Here is a 25,309-nt window from a genome sequence, read left to right as displayed (position 1 = left end):
CTGAGTCCGTCCGAATCCGAGGGAGCCACGCGTCATGACCCCGATCGCCGTCGCCACCGCCGTCGCCGCAGGGCTCGTCGCCCAGCTCCTCGACGGCGGCCTCGGCATGGGCTTCGGCACCGTCGCCACCGCGCTCCTCGCCGGCCTCGGCCTCGCCCCCGTCGTCGTCGCGGCCGCCGCGGCCTCCGCCTCCCTCGTCGGCGGCACCGTCGCCGCCGCCGCCCACACCCGCTTCGGGAACGTCCACTGGCCCACCGCGGTCCGCCTCGGCGCGGCCGGCGCCGCCGGGGCCTTCACCGGCGCCTGGGCCCTCTCGACCCTCGCCGGACTCCACGCCGCCACCCCCGTCGCGAGCGCCGCGCTCCTCGCCGTCGGCGCCGTCCTCGCCCGGCGCGGCTTCCGCGGCGACCTCCCCCAGGGCCCCGCCCGCACCGGCTTCGCCGTCCCGACCGGCCTCGTCGGCGGCTTCGCCGGGGCCGTGTCCGGCGGCTGGGGCCCCGTCGCCGTCCCCGTCCTCCTCGCCGTCTCCCGCCTCGAACCCCGCAAGGCGATCGGCTCCGCGGCGGTCGGCCAGGCCCTCGCCGCCGCCGGCGCCCTCCTCGGGTTCTGGATCTCCGCCCCACAGGCCCTCGCGGTCGCCGTGCCCCTCGCCGAGGGCCTCGCCGTCGGCGCGGCCGTCGCCGCCCCCGTCGCCGCCTGGCTCACCGGCCGCCTCCCCGCCGCGAAGCTCACCGCCTGCGCCGGCATGCTCGCCGTCGCCCTCCACCTCCGCGCACTCCTGGCGGGCGCCCCGCTCCCCTGGCCCGCGGTCGCGGGCCTGTACCTCGTCCTGGCCGCGCTCTGGGCCCTCGCCCTCACCGGCCGCCGCAAGCGCCCCGCCGCTCGGATCCCCGGGCAACGCCCCGCCCCCGTCGAGGCCGACGCGTGAGCGACGGATAACCGCGCCGTCGAGTGCGGCCCGGTGCTTCGCAGCGCCGACTCGTACTGGCGCCTGTCGAAGACGAACGGCCCCAATGCCCCGAGGTCCCACGATCTCCGCATGCCGTTGAAGAACCCCGACCAGGTCACCTCTGCATCGGTCACGTCGACGCGCGCGGACAGCGGCCAGCAGCCCCACAGCCCGCACGGGCAGCCGAGCAGCACGGTGTCGCCGTCGTCGCCGAACGAGAACTCCGGCTCCCCGAGGAAATGCGGGCTCGGCCAGAAGACCCCGTCCGACGAGTCCAAGCCGACGTAGCCTCCGGCGGGGGGCGCCTCATCCTCATCCCCGTCGGCCTCCGCCAGCGCCTGCGGCCGCTCGACGGGTCGCACCAGCTCCTGCAGCCGCACTCCGTCGACCAGGATCGCCAATCGAGGCGCCCCCGGCTGCTCCGGACCAGCGGCTTCGACCCTGAACTCGATCCTGTTCACCGGCATACCTCTCGCCTGCGCACCGCGGGACGACCGAACCTGCAGCAAGGGCGGGCCCCGAAGGACCCGCCCGCTCCCTCAGTGAAGCCTAGAACGCGTTGCCGCGCTGGAGCTCCCGCGCGATGACGATGCGCTGGACCTGGTTGGTGCCCTCGTAGATCTGGGTGATCTTGGCGTCGCGCATCATGCGCTCGACCGGGAAGTCGCGGGTGTAGCCGTAGCCGCCGAGGACCTGGACCATGTCGGTGGTGATCTGCATGGCGGCGTCGGACGCGAAGCACTTGGCGGCCGCGCCGAAGTAGGTGAGGTCGGCGTCCCCGCGCTCGGAGCGGGCGGCGGCGGCGTAGGTGAGCTCGCGGGCGGCGCTGATCTTCATGGCGGCGTCGGCGAGGAGGAACTGGACGCCCTGGAACGCGGCGATCGGCTTCCCGAACTGCTCGCGCTCGGCGGCGTACGCGGTGGCGGCGTCGAGCGCGCCCTGGGCGATGCCGAGGGCCTGGGCGGCGATGGTGACGCGGGTGTGGTCGAGGGTGCGCATGGCGAGCCCGAAGCCCTGGCCCTCCGCGCCGATGAGCCGGTCGGCGGGGATGCGCACCGAGTCGAAGTAGACCTCGGCGGTCGGGGAGCCCTTGATGCCGAGCTTCTTCTCGGGCTTGCCGAAGGAGACCCCGGCGTCGGCCTTCTCGACCACGAACGCGGAGATGCCCTTGGCGCCCTTGCCGGGCTCGGTGACGGCGAAGACGGTGTAGTACTCGCTGACGCCCGCGTTGGTGATCCACCGCTTGACGCCGTTCAGCACCCACTCGTCGCCCTCTCGGACGGCGCGGGTGGTCATGGAGGCGGCGTCGGAGCCGGCCTCGGGCTCGGACAGGCAGTAGGAGAACATCGCGTCGCCGGCGGCCACGGGCGGCAGGTAGCGGCGCTTGAGCTCCTCGGAGCCGTCGAGGATCACCGGCAGGGAGCCGAGCTTGTTGACGGCCGGGATGAGCGAGGACGACGCGCAGGCGCGGGCGACCTCCTCGATGACGATGGCGGTGCCGAGCGCGTCGATGCCCGCGCCGCCGTACTCGGCGGGGATGTGCGGGGCGTGGAGGTCGGCGGACTTGAGCGCCTCGTAGGACTGCTCGGGGAAGGTCGCCGTCTCGTCGGCCTCGGCCGCGTGGGGGGCGACCCCGGCGTCGCAGACGCCGCGCGCGGCGGCGCGGATGTCGGCGTAGTCGTCTGGCAGCTGGTAGGGGCTGAACCCGGTGGACATCGACGGCTCCCGGCGGTGGTCGAAGACTATTGTTACTGACGAGTAATACACGGTGAGTCTAGCCCATGGCGGGCCGTCCCGGTGATGGCCGCCACGGTGAATTATCCGCCGCTTCCCCGCAACGTCACCCGACGTTCATGCGTGGAGCTGAATATACGATGGCGCAGGCCATAGGGGCGTTCACGTACAATTCGAGGTCGCCGCGCGATGCGGGATGATTCGTACGGGCGCCGCCGCACCCCCGGACCCGCACTCGACCAGCACTGGACCTTTCACAGACAGGGCACGCATCTGATGGCCAACGCGAACCAGACTCCCTCGCAGAACCCCACGACCCGTCCGCGCATCTCGTTCCTGGGATGCGGCTACCTCGGGGCGACCTACGCGATCTGCTTCGCGGAGCTGGGCTACGAGGTGGTCGGGTACGACGTCGACACCGCGAAGATCGAGTCATTCGCCTCCGGCACCGTCCCCTTCCACGAGCCGGGCCTCCCCGAGCTGCTGAAGAAGAACCTGGAGTCGGGCCGACTGCGGTTCACCACCGACGTCCAGGCCGTCGCCGACTTCGCCGACGTCCACTTCATCTGCGTGGGCACCCCGCAGCGCAAGGGCGAGCACGGCGCGGACCTCTCCTACATCGAGGCGGCCGTGGTCGACCTCGCCAAGCACCTGACGCGCAAGGTCCTCATCGTCGGCAAGTCCACGGTGCCCGTCGGCACCGCCTCCTGGGTCCAGGAGCTGCTCGACCGCCACGCCCCCGAGGGGCTCGGGGTCGAGGTCGGATGGAGCCCGGAGTTCCTGCAGGAGTCGAACGCGATGCACGACGTGCTGCGCCCCAACCGGATCGTCTACGCCTCCCAGTCGGCGTGGGCCTCGCAGCTGCTCAAGGACGTCCACCGCGGCATCCTGGAGCTGGCGGCGGTCGAGGACCGCGAGGTGCCGGTGGTGGAGACCGACCTGGCCACGGCCGAGCTGGTGAAGGTCGCGGCGAACGCGTTCCTGGCGACGAAGATCTCCTTCATCAACGCGATGGCCGACCTGAGCGAGGCGGCCGGCGCGGACGTGGCCGACCTGGCGAAGGCCATCGGGTACGACCAGCGCATCGGGAACAAGTTCCTGCGCGCGGGCATCGGGTTCGGCGGCGGCTGCCTGCCGAAGGACATCCGGGCGCTCTCGGCGCGGGCCGGCGAGCTCGGGGTCGGCGAGTCGTTCCGCTTCCTCGACGAGGTCGACGGCATCAACACCCGCCGCCGCACGCACACGGTGCGGGCCGTGGCGAACCTGGTGGGCCGCCCGCCGGGGCCGAACGGGCCGGACCTGTCGGGGGTGCGCGTGGCGTACCTGGGGGCGACCTTCAAGCCCGACACCGACGACATCCGCGACTCGCCCGCGCTCGACATCGCCCGCCGGCTGCGCGCCGCGCGCGCCGACGTGGTGGTCTACGACCCCGAGGGGCTGGAGAACGCGCAGGCGGCCGCGCCCGAGCTGAGCTTCGTGAAGACGCTCGCCGAGGCCGTGGCCGGCGCCGACGTGGTGTGCGCGATGGTGCCGTGGGAGGAGTTCCGCATCCTCGACCCGGAGGCCCTGGGCCGCCAGGTCGCCGAGCGCCGCCTCCTCGACGGCATGAACGCCTACGACCCGGAGCAGTGGCGCAAACACGGCTGGACATACCAGGGCATCGGCCGCTAAAGCCACATTTCGCCCCTTAAGGGACCCCTGGATCAATCCTGACACAGGGGTCCGACAGGCCGCTCGTCGAACAGGCCGCGAGGCCTCCTCGCGAACCTGCGGGTCACCTCGCGGCGTTCACCCGCGTGAAGGGCCACGCGTGCGGCGGCCGCGCCACGAGCTCCTCCGGGGGATCGGGGAGCCGCCGGGGCGGTGCGTCGCCGACCGCGACGACGACGACCCGGTCGCCCGAGACGAACACCTCGGTGCGGACGGCGGGGTCCGCGATCGCGTGCACGCCGTCGTCGAGGACCCAGCGCAGCAGCGCCGCGCCCCGGCCCTCGGCGGCCTTCGCCTCCCACATCAGGGTGTCCACCGGCTACTCCTCCTCGGGGGCGGGTTCAGTGGAACCATTGTCGCCCAAGCCGTCCCAGCGCCGCGCCTTGGCGTGGTCGAGTCCGAACTGGTCGAGGGTGCGGGCCACCACGTGGTCCACGACGTCCTCGATGGTCTCGGGCCGGTTGTAGAACGCGGGCACCGGCGGGAGCACGACCGCGCCCATGCGCGAGAGCGCGAGCAGGTTCTCCAGGTGGATCTCCGAGAGCGGGCTCTCGCGCGCCAGCAGCACCAGGCGGCGGCGCTCCTTCAGCGTGACGTCGGCGGCGCGGCCGATGAGGCCGTCGGTGTACCCGGTGCGCACGGCCGCGACGGTCTTCATCGAGCACGGCGCGATGATCATGCCGTCGGTGCGGAACGACCCGGAGGAGACCGGCGCGCCCTGCTCGCTCGGGCCCCACGTGAAGTCGGCGAGCGCGGCGACCTCGGCAGGCGAGTACGGGGTCTCCAGCCGCAGCGTCGTGCGCGCCCAGCGGCTCATCACCAGGTGCGTCTCCACGGTCCCGGTCTCGCGGAGGGCCTCCAGGATCCGCACCCCGAACACCGCCCCGGTCGCCCCCGTCATTCCCACGACCAGCCGCATCCGCGCCTCCTCGAATCACCGGACAGATGGCCCGGGACACCTACAATCACGGCATGGGACGCCACAAGTTCGGCATCGCGGCCGCGCTCCTCGCGCTGCTCCTGCTCGCCTGGATGTGGCCCGAGGGCGAGACGCCGCCGTCGGGGACCCTGACCGCGACCGAGCCTACCGGGACGGAGGCGCCCGCGTCCTCCGCCGCCGAGGAGGCGCCCGCCACCGAGGAGGCGCCCGAGGCGCCCGAGACGAGCGGCGGGGCCGGCACCACGCCCGCCGGGTCGCCGTCGGCCGAGGCGCCCGCCTCGACGTCGCCGCCGCCCGCGGCCGAGCCGGCGTCGAACGCGTACGACGGCCCGCTGGGCACCCGCAACCACACCGGGGACGACTCGGTCGCCCTCACCTTCGACGACGGGCCCTCCCCCGAGTGGACCCCGAAGGTCCTCGACATGCTCCGCGAGCGCGGCATCAAGGCCGTGTTCTGCGTCATCGGCGCGTACGCGGAGGCGTACCCCGAGCTCGTCGCCGACATCGCCCGCGAGGGCCACACGCTGTGCAACCACTCCTGGTACCACGAGTTCGACCTCGGCACGTGGAGCGAGGAGGAGATCCGCGCGAACCTCCAGCGCACCAACGACGCGATCCTCAAGGCCGCGCCCGGCGCCGACGTCGCCTACTTCCGCCACCCCGGCGGCCAGTGGACCGACAAGGCCATCGGCGTCGCCGCCGACCTCGGCATGGAGTCGCTGCACTGGGCGGTGGACCCCTCCGACTGGGACGACAAGACCACCGAACGGCAGATCCGCGAGCACGTGCTCGACCGGACCGGGCCCGGCGCGATCGTCCTGCTGCACGACGGCGCGTCGAACCAGCAGGACATGTGCGGGGCGCTGACGTCGATCCTCGACGAGTTCGAGGACCGCGGATACGCGTACTCGGCGCTCTAGCGGAGGTTCGCGGGCATCCGGCGGCCCGGCAGGAGCGCCAGGAACGCGAGCGCCAGCAGGCCGACGCTCATGCCGGCCTGCACGGGGAACGCGAGGCCGAGGATGCCGTCGGAGTCGTTCCCGCCGTCGCCGCCGACCGGCCCGGAGCCGGGCTCGCCCGCCTCGCCGGTGGGACCGTCCCCGCCGGAGCCGTCCTCCCCGTCGCCGTCGCCGTCCCCGTCGGGGCTGTCGGCGGTGCCGTCGCCGTCGTAGCTGGGGCTCTCGGTGGCGTCGGCGCCGGGCGGCCACGGATTGGTCTCGTCCGCGTTCACCCAGTCCACTTCGGATACCGCGGGCTCGTCACGCGGGGCCTCGCCGCCGTACCAGGGCAGGGACAGCAGCCCCGCCGCCCCGACCACGGACGCGACGAGCACCAGACGCCGGAGCCCACACTTGCGCACACGTACACCTTAGTCGCGCGCCGCCGCCGCCGCTCGCCCGTCTTGGCATGTAGTCCGAACGAGTTCGCTTGACGGTCAACGGGGATCGGCGGGCGGACCGCGTGTGCGGCTCGGGTCCTACGCGGCGGCGGCGCGGGAGGCGCGGACCGTGCCCGCGACGACCGCGCCGACGAACACGGCCGCGACGTACACCGCGAGCGCGCCGTAGACGGCGGTGGCGACGACCGGGGAGGTCGCGACGGCGACCGCGGCGGCGGCGATCGCGATGAGGCTCCGCGCGGGCCAGCCGAGGCCGAGGTCGCGGCGGGCCACCGGCGAGGCGGCCTTGTCGAGGCCCGCGGCGAGGTCGTAGAAGTACAGTGCGATGACGGTGAGCAGCAGGTACAGGACCGGCCAGGCGACCTGCGCGGCGATCCCGGCGGCGCACACCGCGCCGAGTTCGACGGCGCGGAGCCCGGCGGGGATGTACCAGTCGAGGATGCCCTCGTGGTCGGTGCGGGCGACGGACCCGGCGAGGACGAGCGCGAGGGCGGCGAGCCCGAACGGGATCCACGGCGGGGTGCCGAGGGCGGCGGCGAGGACGCCCGCGCCGGCGGCGAGGACCGCGGCGGCGGTCGCGGCGAACGGGGTCATGTCGCCGCCGAGGCGGGTGCGCGGGGCGATCCGCGCGAGCGGCCCGTCGTCGCGGTGCGCGGCCCGGTCGGGGCGGCGCAGGGCGGCGGTGCGGGCGGCGAGGGACCGGAGGGTGCGGCCCGCGGTCGTGTACCCGAGGGCGAGGAGCTGCCAGCACAGGAGCGCGGCGAGCGCGGCCTGCGGCCCGAAGGCGACGGCGGCGACGGCGAGGAGCAGCCACCGCTCGCCGACGGGGGCGACGATGGTGCGCTTGGCCCAGTACAGGGCCGACCGGTGGGCGCCCATGACCTGCTCGGACGCGGAGCCGAGGCGTTCGCCGAGGTGCGCGGCGCGGCCCGAGGGCGGCGCGGACTCGCGCCGGCGGGCCTGCCGGACGACGGCGGTGTCGAGGAGGACCGCGTACCAGGTGTCGGCGGTGTGGCGGATCGTCTGCGTGGCCATGGCGGCGAGCGCGAGGCCCCATGCGGCGGCCGCGGGGGTCCCGCCGGCGACGGCGCCGGCGGCGAGCCCGGCGTAGATGAGGAACTCCTTGGAGCGGTCGGCCATCATGTCGAGCCAGCCGCCGAAGGACGAGAAGTTCTGGGTGTAGCGGGCCAGCTGGCCGTCGACGCAGTCGAAGACGAAGCTGAAGTACATGAGGGCCGCGGCGCCGAGGTACGTCCAGGGCACGAGATTGTCGGCGAGGACGGCGGGCGCGGCGGCGAAGATCCCGGCGGCGGCGACGGCGAGCGCGATCGACACCCACGTGATGGGGGTGGGGGTCCAGCCGAGTCGCGCGGCGAGCTTGACGAGCTTCGGCGACCAGGTGGAGACGGCGTAGGTGGCGAAGAGGTCGTCGTCGTGCTTGACGGCGTTGGCGAGCCGCCACGCGTCCATGTCGACGGCTTCGAACGCGGCCATGACCTCGCGGGCCTCGTCGGCGCCGGCGACCTGGCGGTGCTCGAGGCCGCCGGTGCGGTAGGCGTTGACGGGGACGGCGCGGGCGTGGAGGGCGGCGAGGACGCCCTCGAAGGCGTCCCCCTGCGTCTGGCGCGGCCAGTGCCGCTCGAGCCGTTCGAGGTGCGCGGCGGAGACCTTCGCGAGCCCGCCGAGGCGGGTCGGCCCGGGGCCGGGCCCGGTGACGAGGCCGCGTTCGACCTGCACGGGGGCGGCGGACGGGTCGTCGGCGCCGACGAGGACGCCGGAGCGGCGGGAGGAGTCGGAGAGGACGGCGGCGACGGTGGTCTGGGAGGCCACGAGGTCGGCGCAGGCGACGAACAGGGGCCCGTCCTGCGCGAACGCGATCTCTCCGAGGTGGGCGAGGTCGGCGTCGGCGTCGGCCGACAGGACCTGGGTGGCTTTGACGGGCCGGTCGGTGCCGGGCCTGGTGAGGACGGTGACGTCGTCGCAGCCGGCGTCGCGGATCTGCGCGATGAGCCGGTCGAGGACGGTGCGGTCCTCTTCGATCTCGACGAAGCCGCCCGGGGCCGGCAGGATGACGGCTCGGCTCACGCGCCCGCCTCGGCCGCTCCCGGGACGAGGACGGGAGCGGGGGCCGCGGCGGCGGCCTCGGCTGCTGCGGCGGCGGCGCGGCGGGCCTTGCGGGCCTGGTAGGCCTCGCGGTCGCGCTCCTCGGCGAGCTTGTACGAGTCGAGGGCCTCCTGGACGGTGCCGTCGGTGACGAGCGTGCCGGCGTCGAGGAAGATACCGCGCTTGCAGTACTTCTTCAGGTCGCCTTCGGAGTGGGAGACGAACACGAGGGTGCGGCCCTCGTCGAGGAGGCCGGCGATGACCTGCTGGCATTTGCGCTTGAACGCGGCGTCGCCGACGGCGAGGGCCTCGTCGACGAGGAGGATCGGGTGCGGCAGCTGGGTGATGACGCCGAAGCCGAGGCGGACCTTCATGCCGGACGAGTAGTACTTGACCGGCGTGTCGATGAAGTCCTCGAGTTCGGAGAAGTCGACGATCTCGTCGAACTTCGCCTTGATCTCGCGGGTGGTCATGCCGTGGAGGGCGGCCACCAGGTTGACGTTCTCGCGGCCGGTGAGCTCGCCGGAGAACCCGGCGGACAGGGCGATGAGCGGGGCGACGCGGCCTTCGCGGCGGACGTAGCCCTCGTCGGGGATGAGGACCCCGGTGATGAGGCGCAGCAGCGTGGACTTGCCGGTGCCGTTGCGGCCGATGATGCCGACGGCCTCACCGGGGAAGATGTCGAAGTTGACGTGGCGCAGGGGCCAGAAGTCCTGGGTCGAGGTCCCCTGCTTGTTGGCGGCGCGCCGCACGAACAGGTCCTTGACCCGGCCTTTCTTCTGCTTGCCTTTCGCAAAGCAGATCCCGAGGTCACGAGCCTGAATGATCGGCTCCTCCATGGGGGCGGCCCTCCCGGAACAGTGGTTGCTGAGCTGCAAGTCGATGGCGCGCCAATACTACCGCCCGGTCGCGCCGACCGGTTCAGGGCCGATCCGAGAGGAGCGTCATGGCGCTCCCGGGCCCGGCGGGGCCGCCCCGCGGCTAGGGGACGCGGCCGTCCCCTTCGGCGTGCCTGCGCTCCGCTGCCAGGCGCTCGACCTCGAACGCGGCCAGGATCCTGCGGTAGGTGACCTCGGCGCGCTCGGCGGAGGCGCGGGCCTCGAGGCGGGCCCGGCGGGCCTCGTTCCACACCGCGGCCAAGCCTCCCAACGTGATCAGGCTCATCGCGAATGACGCGGCCCACACGAGGCGGGCGGGTCCGAGGAGCGCGACCGCTGCGAGCGCGGCGGCGGCGAGGACCGCGGCGACGGCGGCGACGCGGGCGGGCGAGGGCCGGCCGAGGCGGCGGTGGATGGCTTTGAGCAGCTGCTTCATGTGGGCACTCCCGGTCAGGCGGCGGTGTGGTCGCGGTCGTCGACGAGCAGTCCGGCCACGAGCTCCCGGTAGGAGTCGTGGCTGAACCGCTCGCGCACCCGCCGCTGGGCGAGGGCGCTCTGGGCGAGGAACCGCTCGGGGTCGGCGTAGAGGCCGTCCACCAATGGGACCACTTCGGGGGGTTCGCAGTACAGGGCCGCGTCGCCGAAGACCGGCTCGAACCGCGGCGGCAGGACGGTGACGCACCCGGCGGCGAGCGCCTCCAGGACGGCCCGCCCGAACGCCTCGTACTGCATCGGGTGCGGGAAGTAGATCCAGAAGTCCAGCTGGTACAGGAACGAGTCGACGTCGGTCTCGTCGAAGCCGTAGCAGGTCCACTCGGCGGGCACGGGCGCGCCGGTGATCGCGGCGACGGACGCGACGCCGCCCATAACGCGCACGTCCCAGCGGCCGTCCCCGGGGTAGACGAGCGGGAGGTCGGCCGCGGTCGGCCACTTGGTGCGGTCGTCGCGCGAGTGGCGGCCGACGACGGGCAGCTTCGACCGGAACCCGGTGCGGGCCGGGTGGATGCCGGCGGTGTCGAGGATGCCGGGCATGTCGAAGTCCGCGAGCCGCCCCGCGGTGAGGCCGCCGAGGGCCTCGCGGACCTGCGGGCCCTGCGGGACCCACAGCGGCGCGGTGCCGAACATGTCGGTCGCGTTGGCGTGGCAGCCGTCCGGGTCGTAGCGGACGTCGGAGCCGTCGCGCTCGGCCGGGGCCTGGTTCGCGAGGACGACCATCCGCTCGGGGCGGACCGAGGACCGCTCGCCGGACCGGAACTGGAGGATCGGCGGGTACCGGAGCACGAGGAGCCGGCACTCGACGTCGTCGGTGGCGAGGACCTGGTCGACCGCCCCGTCGTTGACCATCCGCTGGATCGGCTCGCACATCGGCCGGTCCTCGGTCGTCATGTGCCGCCACGACTCCAGGTGCATGACCGCGACGGACCGGCCCTCGGCGCGCAGCGCCCGGATCTCCTCGATGGCGGACTTCTGGGGGCCGCCGAACGGCCGCCAGTCGAGGCAGAACACGACGTCGAAGCGGCGCCGCCGCTGGTCGGCGCGGGCGACCGCCGCGTGGTACGGGGCCCAGAACGGGCGCCGGACGGGGCGGCGCGGCAGGTACGGGTCGGCCTCCCCGGCGGCGATCTGCCGGTGCCACAGCGGGTACGACGACTGGTAGGCGCGCCGGGACGGGTGCTTCCAGCCGGGCCCGAACTCCTCGCGCGAGAGCGAGCCGGGGGCCTGCCGCATCAGCGTGTCGCGCACCCCGTCCAGGCGCCGCACCGCGGCCTCCCCGAACGCGGCCGAGAATCGGTGCAGGAACTCCGTGTCGGCGCCCTTGCGGATCTCGTCGTAGTGGCCGAGGCGGTCGAGCGCGCTGCGCCGGAACGCCATCGACGCGGTCGACGCGGTGGTGAGGACCCGGCCCGGCCGGGTCGCCCGGAGGTCCTCGGTGAACAGGAACGCCTCGCCGTACGTCAACTGCAGCGCCGGGTCCGCCAGCAGCGGCGCGACCGAGCGGGCGATCCGGTCGGGCGCGGCCCAGTCGTCGGCGTCCAGACCGGTCACGAACTCGCCGGTGACCGCTCCGAACGCGGTGTTGCGGGCCGCGAACGTGCCCGCGTTGACGTCCTCGCGGACGACGCGCACCCGCTCGTCGAGCGCCGCGGCGGCGTCGAGCACCGGCGCGAACCCGTCCCCGGAGGCGTCGTCGACGACGACCACCTCCAGGTTCGCCCACGTGCCCGCGAGGAGCGAGCGGACCGCGGTGAGCAGCGCCCGGTCCGGCCGGTACGCGGTCACCACCACCGACACCTTCGGGCCGTCGACGCTCGCGGGCGCCGACGCGGCGGCCAGCCGGTCGAACCACGGCAGGGACGCGTCCGGGTCGAGGCGCAGCTCCGGATGCCCGCACAGGGCGCCGAGCCGCGCGATCCACGCCCGCTCGTCGCCGCCCGCGTCCGGATGCTCCAGGTCGGCCAGCAGCGCGTCCCGCTCCAGCTCGGGCAGGTGCCGGTAGCGGCGCAGGAGCCGCCGCACCCGGTCGAGGTCGCCCGACTCGTACGCGAGCTGCGCGTGCACGGCCGCGCGCCGCGGCGCGACCCGCTTCGGGCCGCCCAGCTCCAGCGCCAGGTCGAACAGCGCGAGCGCGTCCCGCCGGTCCTCCGCCGTCCCGAACTGGAGCCCGACCACGTACGCCAGGTCGCACAGCGCCTCCGGGTCCGCGTCCACCCGCCGCCCCTCCCGGGCCGCGTCCAGCAGCTCCGGCAGCGCCAGCGCCCGCGTCGCGGCCGCCGCGAGCAGGTGCCGGCCCCCCGGGGAGCGGGTCCGCAGCGCGGTCGACACGAGCGAGCCCCGCCGGCGGGCCCTCGCTTGCGCCAGTTGGTCGTCGATCAGGCGGGCCGGATATCGCGAGCCCTCGTCAGCTGGGGTCATCTCGTCCGTTCATCTCTGCGTCGCATTCAGCCCAGATCCTCGCGTGCCCAGTGGCTCGGAAGTTGAATTGAAAGCGAACGGACACCCTCACCTGCGTAAACAGATGTTGAACTGGGAAGCCGGTCAATGTCCGCCGCCGCTGCCGGGTTATCGTGAGCGCGAAATGAGCGACTCACCGAAACGCCCGCGCATCGTCCGCAACGACTATAAGGCCCTCCACCCGCCCACGGCGGCGGCATGGCAGCCCAGTCTCGCGGTGAGCGTCGTCATCCCCGCCTACGGCGCGCAGGAGAAACTCGACCTCACGCTGGCCGCCCTCGCGGCCCAGACGTACCCGGCCGACCTGATGGAGGTCGTCGTCGTCGACGACAACTCCGCCCCGCCCCTGCGCCTCCCCGAACTCCGCCCCGAGCACACCCGGCTCGTCACCACCACCCCCGACTCGTGGGGCTCCGCCCACGGCGTCAACACCGGCGTCGCCCACGCCGACGGCCAGGTCGTGCTCCGCCTCGACTCCGACATGGTCGCCCATCGCGACCACGTCGAGGCCCAGATGCGCTGGCACCACACCGCCGACTACCTGGCGGTCCTGGGCCACAAGCGGTTCGTCGCATGGGAGCCCGGGCGGCTCACCCCCGAGCAGGTCCACGAGAAGGTCCTCGTCGGCGAGGGCGCCGCCCTGTTCGCGATCGAGGACTCCACCCCGCACTGGATCGAGAAGGTCATCGCCGACACCGACGGCCTGACCGCCCACCACCCCACGAACTACCGGGTGTTCATCGGCGCCACCGGCTCGCTCCACCGCGACCTGTTCAAGACCGCCGGCGGCCTCGACACCGACCTGCGCCTGGGCAGCGACACCGAGTTCGCGTACCGGCTCGCCCAGGCCGGCGCCGTGTTCGTCCCCGAGACCACCTCCTCCGCATGGCATCTCGGCATCCCGCAGATGCAGGAGCGCGAAGAGGAGGGCCGCCGCCAGCGCGTCCCCTACATCGCCCAGCGCGTCCCCCTCCACGGCTGGCGCCGCACCGCCGCCCCCGCGCCTGGCGGGTCCCCCTGGTCGACATGGTGATCGACATCGCCGGCGCGAACGTGGCCGAAGTGGACGCCGCGGTCGCCCCCGTCCTCGGCGGCCCCGACGGCGACGTCCGCATCACCCTCGTCGCCGGCGCCGGACCCGCCCCCCGGGACCGGGCCGCGATCCTCGCCGGCGACGGCGCGCAGCTCCGCCTCGTCGAGGAGCTGTACGGCCACGAATCCCGGGTCCGGATCACCGCCCGCGCCCCCGAGGCCGACCCGGCCGTCCCGTACCGGCTGCTGCTGCCGCGACCGGTCCCCCTGCGCGCCAGGAGCGTCGGCCGGATCCTCCAGGCCATGGAGCGCGTCGACGCCGGACTCGTCCTCGCCGACCTCCCCGGCGGACCCCCCGCCCGGCTCGAGCGGACCGCCGCGTTCGCGCGCGCCCGCCACATCGCCGGCGACGCCGCCCTCGACCAGGTCGTCGCCGGGATCTGGGGCGCCACCGTGTTCGCGGACCTCGCCGCCCCCGAACCCGAGGGCACCGTGTTCGCCCCGCCGCCCGCCGACCTCGCGCGCCGCTTCGCCCGCAAGTACTTCGACGCCCGCCAGCGCGCCCGGCTGCGCGCCCTGCTCAAGCGCTAGACACCTCTGGGAGCGCACGTGAACGCCGTCCTCCGCCGCAACGACTACGGCCCGCTCGACCGGCCCGGCGCCGACCGGCCCCCCGCGCTCAGCGTCAGCGTGGTGATCCCCGCGCACGGGCACCAGGACAAGCTCGACGTCACGCTCGCATCCCTCGCGGCCCAGACGTACCCGCCCGGGCTCCTCGAGGTGGTCGTGGTCGACGACGGCTCGACGCCGCCGCTGCGCCTTCCCGAGATCCGGCCCGAGTCGACCCGGATCGCCGCACCGCTCCCGGGCGGCTGGGCGTCCGCGCACGCCACGAACTCCGGTGCGGCGCAGAGCGACGGCGACGTCGTCCTGCGCCTCGACGCCGACATGCTCGTCTTCGACGACCACGTCGCGTCGCAGCTGCGCTGGCACCACGCCGCCGACTACCTGGCGGTTTTGGGCCACAAGCGGTTCGTGGACTACCGGACCGGCGACCTCGACCCCGTCGACGTGTACGAGGCGGTGCGCGCCGGGAAGGCCGCGTCGCTGTTCGACCGCGCCGAACCGCAGTGGATCGAGCGGATCATCGACGCCACCGGCGGCCTGCGCGACGCCGACCACCGCGCGTTCCGCGTCCTCGTCGGCGCCTCGTTCTCCGTGCACCGCAGCATGTTCGAGGCCGCCGGCGGCATGGACGCCGACATGCCGCTCGGCTCCGACACCGTCTTCGGGTACCGGCTCCACCAGGCCGGCGCGGTGTTCGTGCCCGACGGCGACTCCTCGTCCTGGCACCTGGGGCCGCGCCAGATCGCCACCCGCGGCGAGCTCGCGAAATCGTACCGGCGGCCCCAGATCGCCAACCGGGTCCCCGAACTGGACCTCAAGCGGCCCAGGGCGAACCGCTCCTGGGACACGCCGCTCGCCGACGTCGCCGTCCCTGCCGGGCCCGGCACCGAGTCCTGTGTGGACGCCATCTTGAGCGGGTCCGCCCGCGACGTGCGCGTCACCGTCACCGGCGCCTGGCCCGAACCCGCGACCGGCCGCCGCGCCCCCCTCGACGACCCCGACCTCCACGCGCGGAACCTCCAGGAGGCCTACCGGGGCGAACCCCGCGTCCGGTTCGCCGCCGAGGCCCCGGCCGACCCCCGCGTCCCCTACCGCATCGACGTCCCCGCCGACCTGCAACCGGGACCGGACGCCGTCGCCGCGCTCGTCGCGCACGCCAACGAGCACCGGCTCGGGGCCGTGGAGATCGCGCTGCCGCACGGGACCGTGCGACTCGAGCGGACCGCGGCCGCCGCGCGCGCGGCGCACCTCGGCCTCACCGTCGCGGACGTGTGGGGCGCCGACCTCGTCGAGACCGGACCGCTCGCGGACGCGTTCGCGCCCTCAGCCCCCGGCGACGCGGGAGGCGGCCGGGACGGTGGGCTCGGCGGCACGCTCCGCCGCGCCGTCAGACGCGGCCTCGGACGCTGACCCCGCGGGCCGGTCGTCGTCGTCCGGCGCGGCCTCGGCGCGCTCGGCCGCGACCCGCTTGGCGTCGGACCCCCTGAGGCGCTGCGCCATCCGGTACACCAGCCGCAGCGTCTCGTACCCCATGTACGCGCGCGCGGCCAGCAGCCGCTGCTTCAGACCCGTGACGCCCTCGGCGGGGTGCCAGGCGTCGTGCCCGGGGTGGTACCGGCGGTACAGGGCCGAGGTGCGGCGGAAGAACTCGCGGCGCTTCTTCGGGTCGACGCGCTCGGTGTTGCCGATGACGAGCAGCAGGTGCCAGACCATGTGGTTGAACAGCGCGACGCGCACGCCCTGGTCCTCGACGTCCTCGAAGTCGTCCCAGACCCGCTGCCACTGCGTGAACACGTCGAAGTGGCGGTCGTCGCGGGTGCGGGTGATCGAGGACCCGGCCCGCTGGCGCCACTGGTAGCAGCACTCGGTGACGACGGCGATCCGCTCGGCGCGGCGCAGCAGCCCGTAGGTCCAGGGGATGTCGGTGTACCAGCCCTGGGGGAAGCCGAGGCCGATGCCGGTGAGGAACCCGCGGCGGGAGACCTTCGTCCAGGGGGTGTGGGTGTAGTCGACGATCTGCGGCCACTCGGCGAGCGTGAACCCGGCCGGGTCGGCGGGGCTGCGCTCGGCGAGGCCGGCGAGCTCGCCGATCTCGACGACGCCGGTGTCGCGGACCTTCTCGTGCTGGACGAGGACCACGTCGGGCCGGCCGGGGCCCTCGACGGCGGCGAGCACGCGCTCGACGGCGCCGGGCTTGAGCTCGTCGTCGCCGTCCACGAACCACACGTAGTCGCCGGCGGCCGCGGCCAGTCCGACGTTCCGGGCCGGGCCCGACCCCGCGTTCTCAGGGGTGGAGACGATCCGGATGCGGGGGTCGGCGGCGGCGAACCGCTCGGCGACGGCGCGGGAGCCGTCGGGCGAGCAGTCGTCGACCACGACGACCTCGAGCCGGTCTCCCCCGCCGACGATCGTCCGGAGGCAGCCGGCGAGGTACGCCTCGGCCTCGTAGACGGGGATGACGATGCTCAAAGAGGGCATGCCCCCGATGGTAGCCCCAGGGGGACACTCGGCTTCACCGCCGAATAGGACCGCGGCCACCCCGCCGCCCCCGCGAAACCGCATGTGAACGGCGGATTTCGGAGACCGGTCCGCGGCCGCCCGGGGCACCGCGGGCCCCGTCCGGGAATGGTGAACATTCGCCCATCAAACGGTGAACAGAATGCGGGATCGACGATTTCCTGCACATTACATGGCCGATGAATGAACGAATCGCCAACACGAATTGACGTTCGCCCTGGTGAGGCCCTTAAATGTTCCCATTGCTACGCTCGGCCGACCGCTCCCGCGCACCCCGCCGAATCGCAAAGGACTCCACTGTGTCTGTCAACGACGTGGCATCTGCAGCCCCGGTCGACCTGGTCGTCGTCGGCCAGGGGTACGTCGGCCTGCCCCTCGCGCAGGCCGCGGCCGCCAAGGGCCTCACCGTGGTCGGCCTCGACCGCACGCAGCTCGTGGTCGACGCGCTCAACGCGGGGGTCAGCCACATCGACGACGTCGCCGACGCCGAGCTCGCCCTCATGATCGAGCAGGGCTACACCGCGACCACCGACGCGTCGGTGCAGGCGCGCGCGAAGGCCATCGTCATCTGCGTCCCGACGCCGCTCGGCGAGGCCGGCGGGCCCGACCTGGCCGCCGTCATCGGCGCGTCCCGCGCCGCCGGGAAGCACCTCCAGCGCGGCGCGCTCGTCGTCCTGGAGTCCACGACCTACCCGGGCACCACGGAGGAGGTCGTCGCCCCGATCCTGGAGGAGGAGTCCGGGCTCGCCGCGGGCGTCGACTTCTGCCTGGCGTTCTCGCCCGAGCGCGTCGACCCCGGCAACCCGGTCTACGGGATCGTCAACACCCCCAAGGTCGTCGGCGGCCTCACCCCGGCGTGCACCGCGGCCGCGACGGCCCTGTACTCGCGGTTCATCGACACCGTCGTGGAGGCCAAGGGCCCGCGCGAGGCGGAGATGGCGAAGCTGCTGGAGAACACGTACCGGCACGTGAACATCGCGCTCGTCAACGAGATGGCGGTGTTCTGCCGCGAGCTCGGCGTGGACCTGTGGGACGCGATCGCGCTCGCGAAGACCAAGCCGTTCGGCTACCAGGCGTTCTACCCGGGGCCGGGCGTCGGCGGGCACTGCATCCCGATCGACCCGAACTACCTGTCCTACAAGGTGCGGACCCTCGGCTACCCGTTCCGGTTCGTGGAGCTGGCGCAGGAGATCAACAACCGGATGCCCGAGTACACGGTGACGCGGGCGATGGCGAAGCTGAACGACGCCGGCATCGCGCTCTCGCGCGCCCGGGTGCTGCTCCTCGGGGTCACCTACAAGCCCGACATCGCCGACCAGCGCGAGTCCCCCGCGACCCCGGTGGGCCGCAAGCTCATCGAGGCCGGCGCGGAGCTCGCGTACCACGACCCGCACGTGGCCGCCTGGAACGTCGCCGGCCACGAGGTCGAGCGCGTCGCCGACCTCGCGACCGCTAAAGCCGACCTCATCGTGCTCCTCACCCACCACGCCGAGTACACGCCGGAGTCCCTCCCGGCGGGCGTCCCGGTCCTCGACACCAGGGGCGCGCTCCGCGGCGCCGACGGCGTCGAGACGCTCTGACCTCCGGGCACTTTGGCGCTGCTTCGGGGCGCTTCGACGCGCTGGGCGGGCGCTGCGACGCTCCGGCCGGGGCGGGCAGTCCCCCGCCCTCCCAGGGGGGCGTCCCCATGTCAAGTCTCCCGCCCGGGTCCGACAAGAACCGGCCGTGCTTACCGTCGTAACCCGTTCATGTCACCCGAAAGCGTGAAGAAACCGGCGCGAACCGGATCGGTTCGCGGCGGTTCCCGGTTTCCCGGTGTCAGGCCACGGCGCGGGCGAACTTCCGGGTCGCCCAGAACACGAGCACGACGGTGAGCGCCCCGAGGATCACGGGCGCCTCCCACACGACGCTGCTGTCGAGGTTCCCGGCGAACAGCTCGCGGGACGCCTGGACGGCGTAGTAGAACGGGTTGAAGTCGGCGACGTTCTGCAGCCACGCCGGCGCCATCACCATCGGCAGCATGATGCCGGAGATGAGCATGATCGGCTGGACCAGCGTGTTGATCGTCGGCGCCATCGCGTCCTCGCTCTTGAGGATGATCGCGAGGCCGAGCGAGACGGCCGCGAGCATGAACGCCGTCAGCATGACGATGAGCAGCATCAGGGCCACGCCCGGCCAGTACACGTCGAGCTTCCCCGTCACCGACGCCAGCAGCACCAGCGCGAGCGACTGGAACACCGTCGTCGTCACCGTCGAGAGCGTGCGCCCCAGCATGAGCGCGACCCGGCTGACCGGGGTGACGCGCATGCGCTCGATAACGCCCTGCCGCAGCTCGGCGATGAGGCCGAAGCCGACGAACGCGGACCCGAACAGCGCCATCATGATGATGAGGCCGGGCACGAACGTCTCCATCGCGCCGTTCTCGAACCCGGGCATCCCGTCCATGGGCTCCAGCAGCGGCGCGAACAGGAACAGGAAGTAGATCGGCTGGACCAGCATGACGATGAGCCAGACCGGCTGCTTCAGGTTGAGCTTCATGGCCCGGGAGTACACGAGCCACGTGTCGCGGATGACCTTCACCGCTACTTCTCCTCTCGCAGGGACCGGCCGGTCTGCTTCAGGAAGACGTCGTCGAGGCTCGGCCGGTGCAGCTCGATGGAGGCCGGGGAGATGTCGGCGCCGTCGAGGGCGCGCAGCAGCTCGGGGAGCGCCGCGGCGCCGTCGTCGACGTAGAGGCGGAGGACCGCGATCCCCGTCGCCGGGTCCGGGGCGCCCGACTCGACCTCGCGGACGAACGCCCTGGCCTCGAACAGGTCCCGGGCCTCGGCGGCGCGGTCGGCCACGCCGACGGCGACGACGTCGCCCGCGACCTCCTTCTTCAGCTCGATCGGGGTGCCCTCGGCGACGATCTCGCCGTGGTCGATGATCGCGAGCCGGTCGCACAGGGCGTCGGCCTCGTCGAGGTAGTGCGTGGTGAGGAAGATCGCGGTGCCGCGCTCGCGCAGGGCCCGCACCTCGTCCCACATGTGGGCGCGCGACTGCGGGTCGAGGCCGGTGGTCGGCTCGTCCAGGAACAGCAGCTTCGGCTCGTGCATGATGCCGAGCGCGATGTCGAGGCGGCGCTTCTGGCCGCCGGAGTACGTCTTGACGTTCCGGTCGGCGTACTCGCCGAGCTGGAACGACTCCAGGACCTCGACGGCGCGCGCCTGCGAGCGGCGCTTCGACATGCCGTACAGGCGGCCCTGCATGACGAGCTCTTCACGGGCGGTGACCTCGCCCCAGGTGCCGCCGGCCTGGCCGACGTAGCCGATGTCGCGGCGGACCTTCCCGGCCTCCTTCGCCAGGTCGTGGCCGCAGACCGCGGCCTGGCCGGCGGTGGGCTCGATGAGGGTCGAGAGCATTCGCATCGTGGTGGTCTTGCCGGCGCCGTTCGGGCCGAGGAGGCCGAAGACCTCCCCCTCCTTCACGGCGAGGTCGACGCCGCGCACGGCCTCGACCTCCTTGCCGCGGGACTTGAAGGTCTTCTTCAGCCCCTTGGTCTCGATGAGCATTGGTACCTCGCGGGTGACTGGGTTCATGAGCAGGTGTTGATGAACCTGTTTCCTTGTTCAAGTTTGACTATATACAGCCGCGTGAGACGACCGCAACTCGGATTCGGCGCCCGCTGCGCCATAGTCAACACCGGAGTAACATCAGCGGCATGTGGAGCACGCGCCTACTCGTCCTCGGCCTGGTCCGGTGGCTCGGACCCGTCCACGGCTACCTGGTGCGCCGGGAGCTCGACTCGTGGCGGATGCCGGGCTCCTCCGAGATCGGCGCGGGCTCGATCTACCACGCGCTCAAGCGGCTCACCGCCGACGGGCAGCTCGCGGTCGTCGCCACCGAGTCGGTCGACGACCGCCCCGCCCGGACCACCTACCGCATCACCGCCAAGGGCGAGACCGAGTTCCAGCGGACGCTGCGCGAGAAGCTGTGGGAGGTCGCCGCCGCCGAGGACCCGTTCGCCACCGCCTGGGCGTTCGCGCAGGTGCTCACCCCGGCCGAGAACGCCGCGATGCTCCGCCACCGCGCCGACGAGCTCTACTCCCGCATCGACCAGGTCACGGCCCTGCTCGCCGCCACCACGCCCGAGTTCGTCGAAGGCTGCGAAGGCGAGTTCGTGCCCGCCCACGCCCGCGCCATGATGAAGCGCCAGACCGACCTGTGGAACACCGACGCCGAATGGTGCGAGGCCACCGCCGCGCGGATCGAGGCCGGCGAGCTCGTCGTCGGCCCCGACCTCGACGCCGAGCACGGCGCCCACTGGCGCGAGGCCATCAAGGGCGAGCGGTTCATCGACGCCGTGACCCAGTGGCAGTCCCGGCCCGACTAGCGCCGCTCCGAGCCGCTCGCGGCACGCGAGAAATCCACCGCACTTGAACGATCGTTCAGTCGATCACGCTAAAAAAACCACAACCAGTCTTGTGGAGACCCCATAACCACGGTCCTGTTCGTCCCGGTTCTTCCACCCCTGGTGTCTCGCCGTCCCCCCGAGCCCGGATACGCGACCACTACACTGCGGGACGTGCGCAAGGTTTTGATCGCCAACCGCGGCGAGATCGCAGTGAGAGTCATCCGGGCCTGCCGTGACGCCGGCTTCGAGTCCGTGGCCGTCTACGCCGACGGCGACCGGGATGCGCCCCACACCCTCCTGGCCGACGAGGCGTTCGCCCTCGACGGCCTCACGGCCGCCGACACCTACCTGCGGATCGACAAGCTGATCCGGATCGCGGAGCGGTCCGAGGCCGACGCCGTGCACCCCGGGTACGGGTTCCTCTCCGAGAACGCCGAGTTCGCCCAGGCCGTCATGGACGCCGGGCTGACCTGGATCGGTCCCACCCCGCAGTCCATCCGGGACCTCGGCGACAAGGTCACCGCGCGCCACCTCGCCATGAAGGCGAACGTGCCGCTCGTGCCCGGCACCAAGGACCCCGTCAAGGACGCCGGCGAGATCCTCGCGTTCGCCGACGAGCACGGCCTGCCCGTCGCCATCAAGGCCGCCTTCGGCGGCGGCGGCCGCGGCCTCAAGGTCGCCCGCGAACGCGACGAGATCCCCGACCTGTTCGAGTCCGCGGTCCGCGAGGCCGAGGCCGCGTTCGGTCGCGGCGAGTGCTTCGTCGAGCGCTACCTCGACCGGCCCCGCCACGTCGAGGCCCAGGTCCTCGCCGACACGCACGGCAACGTCATCGTCGTCGGCACCCGCGACTGCTCCCTCCAGCGCCGCCACCAGAAGCTCGTGGAGGAGGCGCCCGCGCCGTTCCTCACCGACGAGCAGCGCGCCGTCATCCACGACGCCGCCAAGGCCATCTGCAAGGAGGCCGACTACCACGGCGCCGGCACCGTCGAGTTCCTCGTCGCCGTCGACGGCACCATCTCCTTCCTCGAGGTGAACACCCGCCTCCAGGTCGAGCACCCCGTCTCCGAGGAGACCAGCGGCCTCGACCTCGTGCGCGAGCAGTTCCGCATCGCCTCCGGCGAGCGGGTCCCGCTCACCGAGGACCCCGCGCCGCGCGGCCACTCCATCGAGTTCCGCATCAACGGCGAGGACCCCGGCCGCGGCTTCCTCCCCGCCCCCGGCGCCGTCACCAAGCTGCGCCTCCCGGCCGGCCCCGGCGTGCGCGTCGACACCGGCATCGAGGAGGGGTCCGTCATCGACGGGAACTTCGACTCGCTGCTCGCCAAGGTCATCGTCACCGGCTCCACCCGCGAGGAGGCCCTGCGCCGCTCCGCGCGCGCCCTCGCCGAGATGGAGGTCGAGGGCATCGCCACGGTGCTCCCGTTCCACCGCCTCGTCGTCGAGGACCCGGCGTTCGCCGAGGACTTCACCGTCCACACCCGCTGGATCGAGACCGAGTGGGACAACACGCTCGACCCGTTCGACGCGGGCGCGGGCGCGGGCGGCGACGCCGAGGAGCGCACCAGCCTCGTCGTCGAGGTCGGCGGGAAGCGCCTCGAGGTGTCCATCCCCGCCGGGCTGCTCAACCCGGTCGCGTCCAGCAAGCCGAAGAAGCGCGCCGCGAAGAGGCAGTCCGACTCCGGCCCGGCGATCGGCGGCGACTCGCTGCCCTCGCCGATGCAGGGCACCATCGTCAAGGTCGCCGTCGCCGACGGCCAGTCCGTCGTCAAGGGCGACACGATCGTGGTCCTGGAGGCCATGAAGATGGAGCAGCCCATCGAGGCCCACAAGTCGGGCACGGTCTCGGGCCTCGAGGTCGCCATCGGCGACGTCGTCGCGGCCGGCGCGCCGATCTGCCAGATCTCGGAGTAGCCGGCCCCGCGCCGTCAAGAGCCTCCGGTGACGGGAAGCCGTAACGGATCTGTCGGGTGCAAGACTTACAGGCGACCCCCGAACGGGGGACAATTGACGTTGCTGTGCGTAGCACCACATGCACTGCTGCCCACGACCGAAACCGGGTTAGGGTTCCCGGCGGCGGAAATCCTCCGCCGGACCCGACCACTCCCTACAGGGGGCTTGCCATGCGCTTCATCGACGGAACTCCTGAGCACGATCTCACCTACGCCGACGTGTTCATGGTCCCCAACCGGTCGAACGTCGCCTCGCGACTCGACGTCGACCTGTCGACCGGCGACGGCACCGGCAACTCGATCCCGATCATCGCGGCGAACATGACCGCGGTCTCGGGCCGCCGCATGGCCGAGACGCTCGCCCGCCGCGGCGCCCTCGCCGTCATCCCCCAGGACATCCCCGTCGACGTCGTCGCCGACGTCATCGCCCGCGTCAAGTCCCGCCCCCTCGACTGCGACGCCGCCCTGACCCTCCCCCCGACGGCCACCGTCGCCGAGGCCATCGCGCTGTTCCCGAAGCGCGCCCACGGCGCCGTCATCGTCATCGACTCCGAGCGCCGCCCCCTCGGCGTCGTCACCGAGGCCGACTGCCGCGGCGTCGACCGCTTCACCCAGCTGGAGCAGGTCGCCTCCGACCGGCTCGTGACCCTCCCCATCGGGACCTCCGAAGCCGAGGCGTTCCGCACCCTCGAAGCGGCGAACGTGAAGCTCGCGCCCGTCCTCGACGCCGAGGGCCGCCTCCACGGCGTCATCACCCGCGCCGGCGCCCTCCGCAACACCATCTACCGGCCCAACACCGACGCCGACGGCCGGCTCCGCGTCGCCGTCGCCATCGGCATCAACGGCGACGTCACCGGCAAGGCCGCCGCCCTCGTGGAGGCCGGCGCCGACGTCATCGTCGTCGACACCGCCCACGGGCACCAGGAGAAGATGCTCGACGCCCTCAAGCTCGTCCGCGACGCCGCCCCGGGCCTGCCCGTCGCGGCCGGGAACGTCGTCACCGCCGAGGGCGCGATGGACCTCATCAACGCCGGCGCCGACATCGTCAAGGTCGGCGTGGGCCCCGGCGCCATGTGCACCACCCGCATGATGACCGGCGTCGGCCGCCCCCAGTTCTCGGCCGTCCTCGAATGCGCCGCGACCGCCCGCCGCATGGGCCGCCACGTCTGGGCCGACGGCGGCGTCCGCCACCCCCGCGACGTCGCCCTCGCCCTCGCCGCGGGCGCCTCGAACGTCATGATCGGCTCCTGGTTCGCCGGCACCCACGAGTCCCCCGGCGACATGCACTACGACTCGAACGGCAAGCCCTACAAGGAGTCCTTCGGCATGGCCTCGGCCCGCGCCGTCAAGGCCCGCAGCGCCGGCGAGACCTCCTTCGACCAGGCCCGCAAGGCCCTGTTCGAGGAGGGCATCTCGACCGGCCGCATGTACCTCGACCCGCAGCGGCCCGGCGTGGAGGACCTGCTCGACTCGATCATCGCCGGCATCCGGTCCTCCGCGACCTACGCCGGAGCGACGAACCTCGAGGAGTTCCACGAGCGCGCCGCCGTCGGCGTCCAGTCCGCCGCCGGGTACACCGAGGGCGCTCCGGTCCCGAGCAGCTGGTAGGCCTGCGCCGGTCGTTCCGGATCTCGGCTGAGGCCGGTCGCCGGCGGGTGTGCTGCCGGTGAGCCGGTCCGGTGCTCGATGCCCGGTCTGATCTTGTGCGAGGCCGCGGGCGTCCGCCTTTCGGCGGGCGCCCGCGGTGTTGCTCGCGAGGTGTCCCGGCAGGAGCCGGGCGCGGATGCATCCGCGCCCGGTCTTCGGGGGCGGCCCCCGGGGTTCCCACTTTCGCCGCCGGTCCTGCCGGGACCGAACCTCCGCTCCGCACTTCCACCGGAGCAGACGTTTTTTCTCTACCAACAATCACAGGTCCGGCCGGGGTTGCCAAGATCCGGTTTCCGGCCTGTGGATAACTCTTCGAGCGGAGGGTTGCCTGGGAACCGGCTGCCCGGGGCGCGGCAGCCGCGCCTTGGTCTGCGTGGTGGCCTTGACATGGGTTGGAGCTGGGGTTTCCTCTGCTCATCCCTCTACTTTGGCAGCCTTGCCACCGACCGGCCACTACCGGTTTCTCACCTGTGGAC

The 25,309-nt window shown here is 73.0% G+C and carries 21 protein-coding genes and 2 pseudogenes; 12 read left to right on the top strand and 11 right to left on the bottom strand.

The window, feature by feature from the left end:
- The first annotated feature begins 34 nt into the window (after positions 1–34).
- Together ABD419_RS16190 and ABD419_RS16185 are read left to right on the top strand one after the other, a co-directional pair.
- The gene (locus ABD419_RS16190; RefSeq protein WP_344488188.1) at positions 35–928 is read left to right on the top strand and encodes a sulfite exporter TauE/SafE family protein; all 894 of its coding nucleotides are present in this window, start codon (positions 35–37) and stop codon (positions 926–928) included.
- 111 nt (positions 929–1,039) lie between these two features.
- On the top strand, positions 1,040–1,237 hold the full coding sequence (locus ABD419_RS16185; RefSeq protein WP_344488186.1) for a hypothetical protein: 198 nt from the start codon (positions 1,040–1,042) through the stop codon (positions 1,235–1,237).
- 261 nt (positions 1,238–1,498) lie between these two features.
- Here the strand turns inward: ABD419_RS16185 and ABD419_RS16180 are convergent, their stop codons facing one another.
- A complete protein-coding gene (locus ABD419_RS16180; protein WP_344488184.1) occupies positions 1,499–2,665 on the bottom strand; it encodes an acyl-CoA dehydrogenase family protein in 1,167 nt (388 codons plus the stop codon).
- A 294-nt stretch (positions 2,666–2,959) separates the two neighbouring features.
- Here ABD419_RS16180 and ABD419_RS16175 point away from each other — a divergent pair, with 294 nt between their 5' ends.
- Entirely contained in the window at positions 2,960–4,354 is a 1,395-nt protein-coding gene (locus ABD419_RS16175; protein WP_344488182.1) for a UDP-glucose dehydrogenase family protein, read from the top strand.
- 103 nt (positions 4,355–4,457) lie between these two features.
- On the opposite strand, the gene ABD419_RS16170 is transcribed toward ABD419_RS16175, so the two are convergent.
- The gene (locus ABD419_RS16170; protein WP_344488180.1) at positions 4,458–4,709 is read right to left on the bottom strand and encodes a hypothetical protein; all 252 of its coding nucleotides are present in this window, start codon (positions 4,707–4,709) and stop codon (positions 4,458–4,460) included.
- A gap of 3 nt (positions 4,710–4,712) precedes the next feature.
- Positions 4,713–5,312, bottom strand: a complete 600-nt coding sequence (locus ABD419_RS16165; RefSeq protein WP_344488178.1) for a UbiX family flavin prenyltransferase — start codon at positions 5,310–5,312, stop codon at positions 4,713–4,715.
- A 53-nt stretch (positions 5,313–5,365) separates the two neighbouring features.
- On the opposite strand from ABD419_RS16165, the gene ABD419_RS16160 reads away from it, so the two are divergent.
- Positions 5,366–6,253, top strand: coding sequence for a polysaccharide deacetylase family protein (locus ABD419_RS16160; protein ID WP_344488176.1), 888 nt, complete (start codon positions 5,366–5,368; stop codon positions 6,251–6,253).
- On the opposite strand, the gene ABD419_RS16155 is transcribed toward ABD419_RS16160, so the two are convergent.
- From ABD419_RS16155 to ABD419_RS16135, 5 genes are all read right to left on the bottom strand, one after another.
- A complete protein-coding gene (locus tag ABD419_RS16155; protein ID WP_344488174.1) occupies positions 6,250–6,693 on the bottom strand; it encodes a hypothetical protein in 444 nt (147 codons plus the stop codon). The two genes, ABD419_RS16160 and ABD419_RS16155, sit on opposite strands and share 4 nt — an antisense overlap.
- Positions 6,694–6,810: 117 nt before the next feature.
- Positions 6,811–8,817: a CDP-alcohol phosphatidyltransferase family protein gene (locus tag ABD419_RS16150; protein WP_344488172.1), complete on the bottom strand. Its 2,007-nt coding sequence runs from the start codon at positions 8,815–8,817 to the stop codon at positions 6,811–6,813.
- Positions 8,814–9,674, bottom strand: coding sequence for an ABC transporter ATP-binding protein (locus ABD419_RS16145; protein ID WP_344488170.1), 861 nt, complete (start codon positions 9,672–9,674; stop codon positions 8,814–8,816). The genes ABD419_RS16150 and ABD419_RS16145 overlap by 4 nt, the downstream gene beginning before the upstream one ends.
- A gap of 142 nt (positions 9,675–9,816) precedes the next feature.
- Positions 9,817–10,149, bottom strand: a complete 333-nt coding sequence (locus ABD419_RS16140; RefSeq protein ID WP_344488168.1) for a hypothetical protein — start codon at positions 10,147–10,149, stop codon at positions 9,817–9,819.
- Positions 10,150–10,163: 14 nt separating this feature from the next.
- Positions 10,164–12,626: a glycosyltransferase gene (locus ABD419_RS16135; RefSeq protein WP_344488167.1), complete on the bottom strand. Its 2,463-nt coding sequence runs from the start codon at positions 12,624–12,626 to the stop codon at positions 10,164–10,166.
- Between the two features lie 163 nt (positions 12,627–12,789).
- Here ABD419_RS16135 and ABD419_RS16130 point away from each other — a divergent pair, with 163 nt between their 5' ends.
- From ABD419_RS16130 to ABD419_RS16120, 3 genes are read left to right on the top strand one after another with little or no spacing between them, the layout of a single operon-like run.
- Complete coding sequence (locus tag ABD419_RS16130) at positions 12,790–13,698, top strand: glycosyltransferase family 2 protein (protein ID WP_344488165.1); 909 nt, start codon at positions 12,790–12,792, stop codon at positions 13,696–13,698.
- Positions 13,692–14,288, top strand: coding sequence for a hypothetical protein (locus tag ABD419_RS16125; RefSeq protein ID WP_344488163.1), 597 nt, complete (start codon positions 13,692–13,694; stop codon positions 14,286–14,288). Before ABD419_RS16130 ends, ABD419_RS16125 begins: the two co-directional genes overlap by 7 nt.
- An 18-nt stretch (positions 14,289–14,306) precedes the next feature.
- The gene (locus ABD419_RS16120) at positions 14,307–15,734 is read left to right on the top strand and encodes a glycosyltransferase family 2 protein (protein ID WP_344488161.1); all 1,428 of its coding nucleotides are present in this window, start codon (positions 14,307–14,309) and stop codon (positions 15,732–15,734) included.
- Here ABD419_RS16120 and ABD419_RS16115 read toward each other — a convergent pair.
- Positions 15,648–16,802, bottom strand: a complete 1,155-nt coding sequence (locus ABD419_RS16115) for a glycosyltransferase family 2 protein (RefSeq protein WP_344488159.1) — start codon at positions 16,800–16,802, stop codon at positions 15,648–15,650. The two genes, ABD419_RS16120 and ABD419_RS16115, sit on opposite strands and share 87 nt — an antisense overlap.
- Before the next feature lie 272 nt (positions 16,803–17,074).
- Between ABD419_RS16115 and ABD419_RS16110 the strand changes: the two genes are divergently transcribed.
- A complete protein-coding gene (locus ABD419_RS16110) occupies positions 17,075–18,421 on the top strand; it encodes a nucleotide sugar dehydrogenase (RefSeq protein WP_425556081.1) in 1,347 nt (448 codons plus the stop codon).
- A gap of 238 nt (positions 18,422–18,659) precedes the next feature.
- Here ABD419_RS16110 and ABD419_RS16105 read toward each other — a convergent pair whose 3' ends face one another.
- Both ABD419_RS16105 and ABD419_RS16100 read right to left on the bottom strand, forming a co-directional pair.
- Entirely contained in the window at positions 18,660–19,421 is a 762-nt protein-coding gene (locus ABD419_RS16105) for an ABC transporter permease (protein ID WP_344488155.1), read from the bottom strand.
- A 2-nt stretch (positions 19,422–19,423) separates the two neighbouring features.
- Positions 19,424–20,419, bottom strand: a complete 996-nt coding sequence (locus tag ABD419_RS16100; RefSeq protein ID WP_344488153.1) for an ATP-binding cassette domain-containing protein — start codon at positions 20,417–20,419, stop codon at positions 19,424–19,426.
- 122 nt (positions 20,420–20,541) lie between these two features.
- Here ABD419_RS16100 and ABD419_RS16095 point away from each other — a divergent pair, with 122 nt between their 5' ends.
- From ABD419_RS16095 to ABD419_RS16085, 4 genes and pseudogenes are all read left to right on the top strand, one after another.
- The gene (locus ABD419_RS16095; protein ID WP_344488151.1) at positions 20,542–21,213 is read left to right on the top strand and encodes a PadR family transcriptional regulator; all 672 of its coding nucleotides are present in this window, start codon (positions 20,542–20,544) and stop codon (positions 21,211–21,213) included.
- Positions 21,214–21,405: 192 nt separating this feature from the next.
- Positions 21,406–22,858, top strand: a pseudogene (locus tag ABD419_RS16090) (acetyl-CoA carboxylase biotin carboxylase subunit); the annotation flags it as partial.
- Positions 22,859–22,923: 65 nt separating this feature from the next.
- Positions 22,924–23,148 (top strand): annotated as a pseudogene (locus ABD419_RS24975) (acyl-CoA carboxylase biotin carboxyl carrier protein subunit); the annotation flags it as partial.
- Positions 23,149–23,357: 209 nt separating this feature from the next.
- Positions 23,358–24,794, top strand: a complete 1,437-nt coding sequence (locus tag ABD419_RS16085) for a GuaB1 family IMP dehydrogenase-related protein (protein ID WP_344488147.1) — start codon at positions 23,358–23,360, stop codon at positions 24,792–24,794.
- The last annotated feature ends 515 nt before the right edge of the window (positions 24,795–25,309 follow it).

The organism is Glycomyces endophyticus, assembly GCF_039531525.1.
Taxonomy (GTDB): Bacteria; Actinomycetota; Actinomycetes; order Mycobacteriales; family Micromonosporaceae; genus Glycomyces; species Glycomyces endophyticus.
This window is presented reverse-complemented; position numbering and strand designations above follow the sequence as displayed.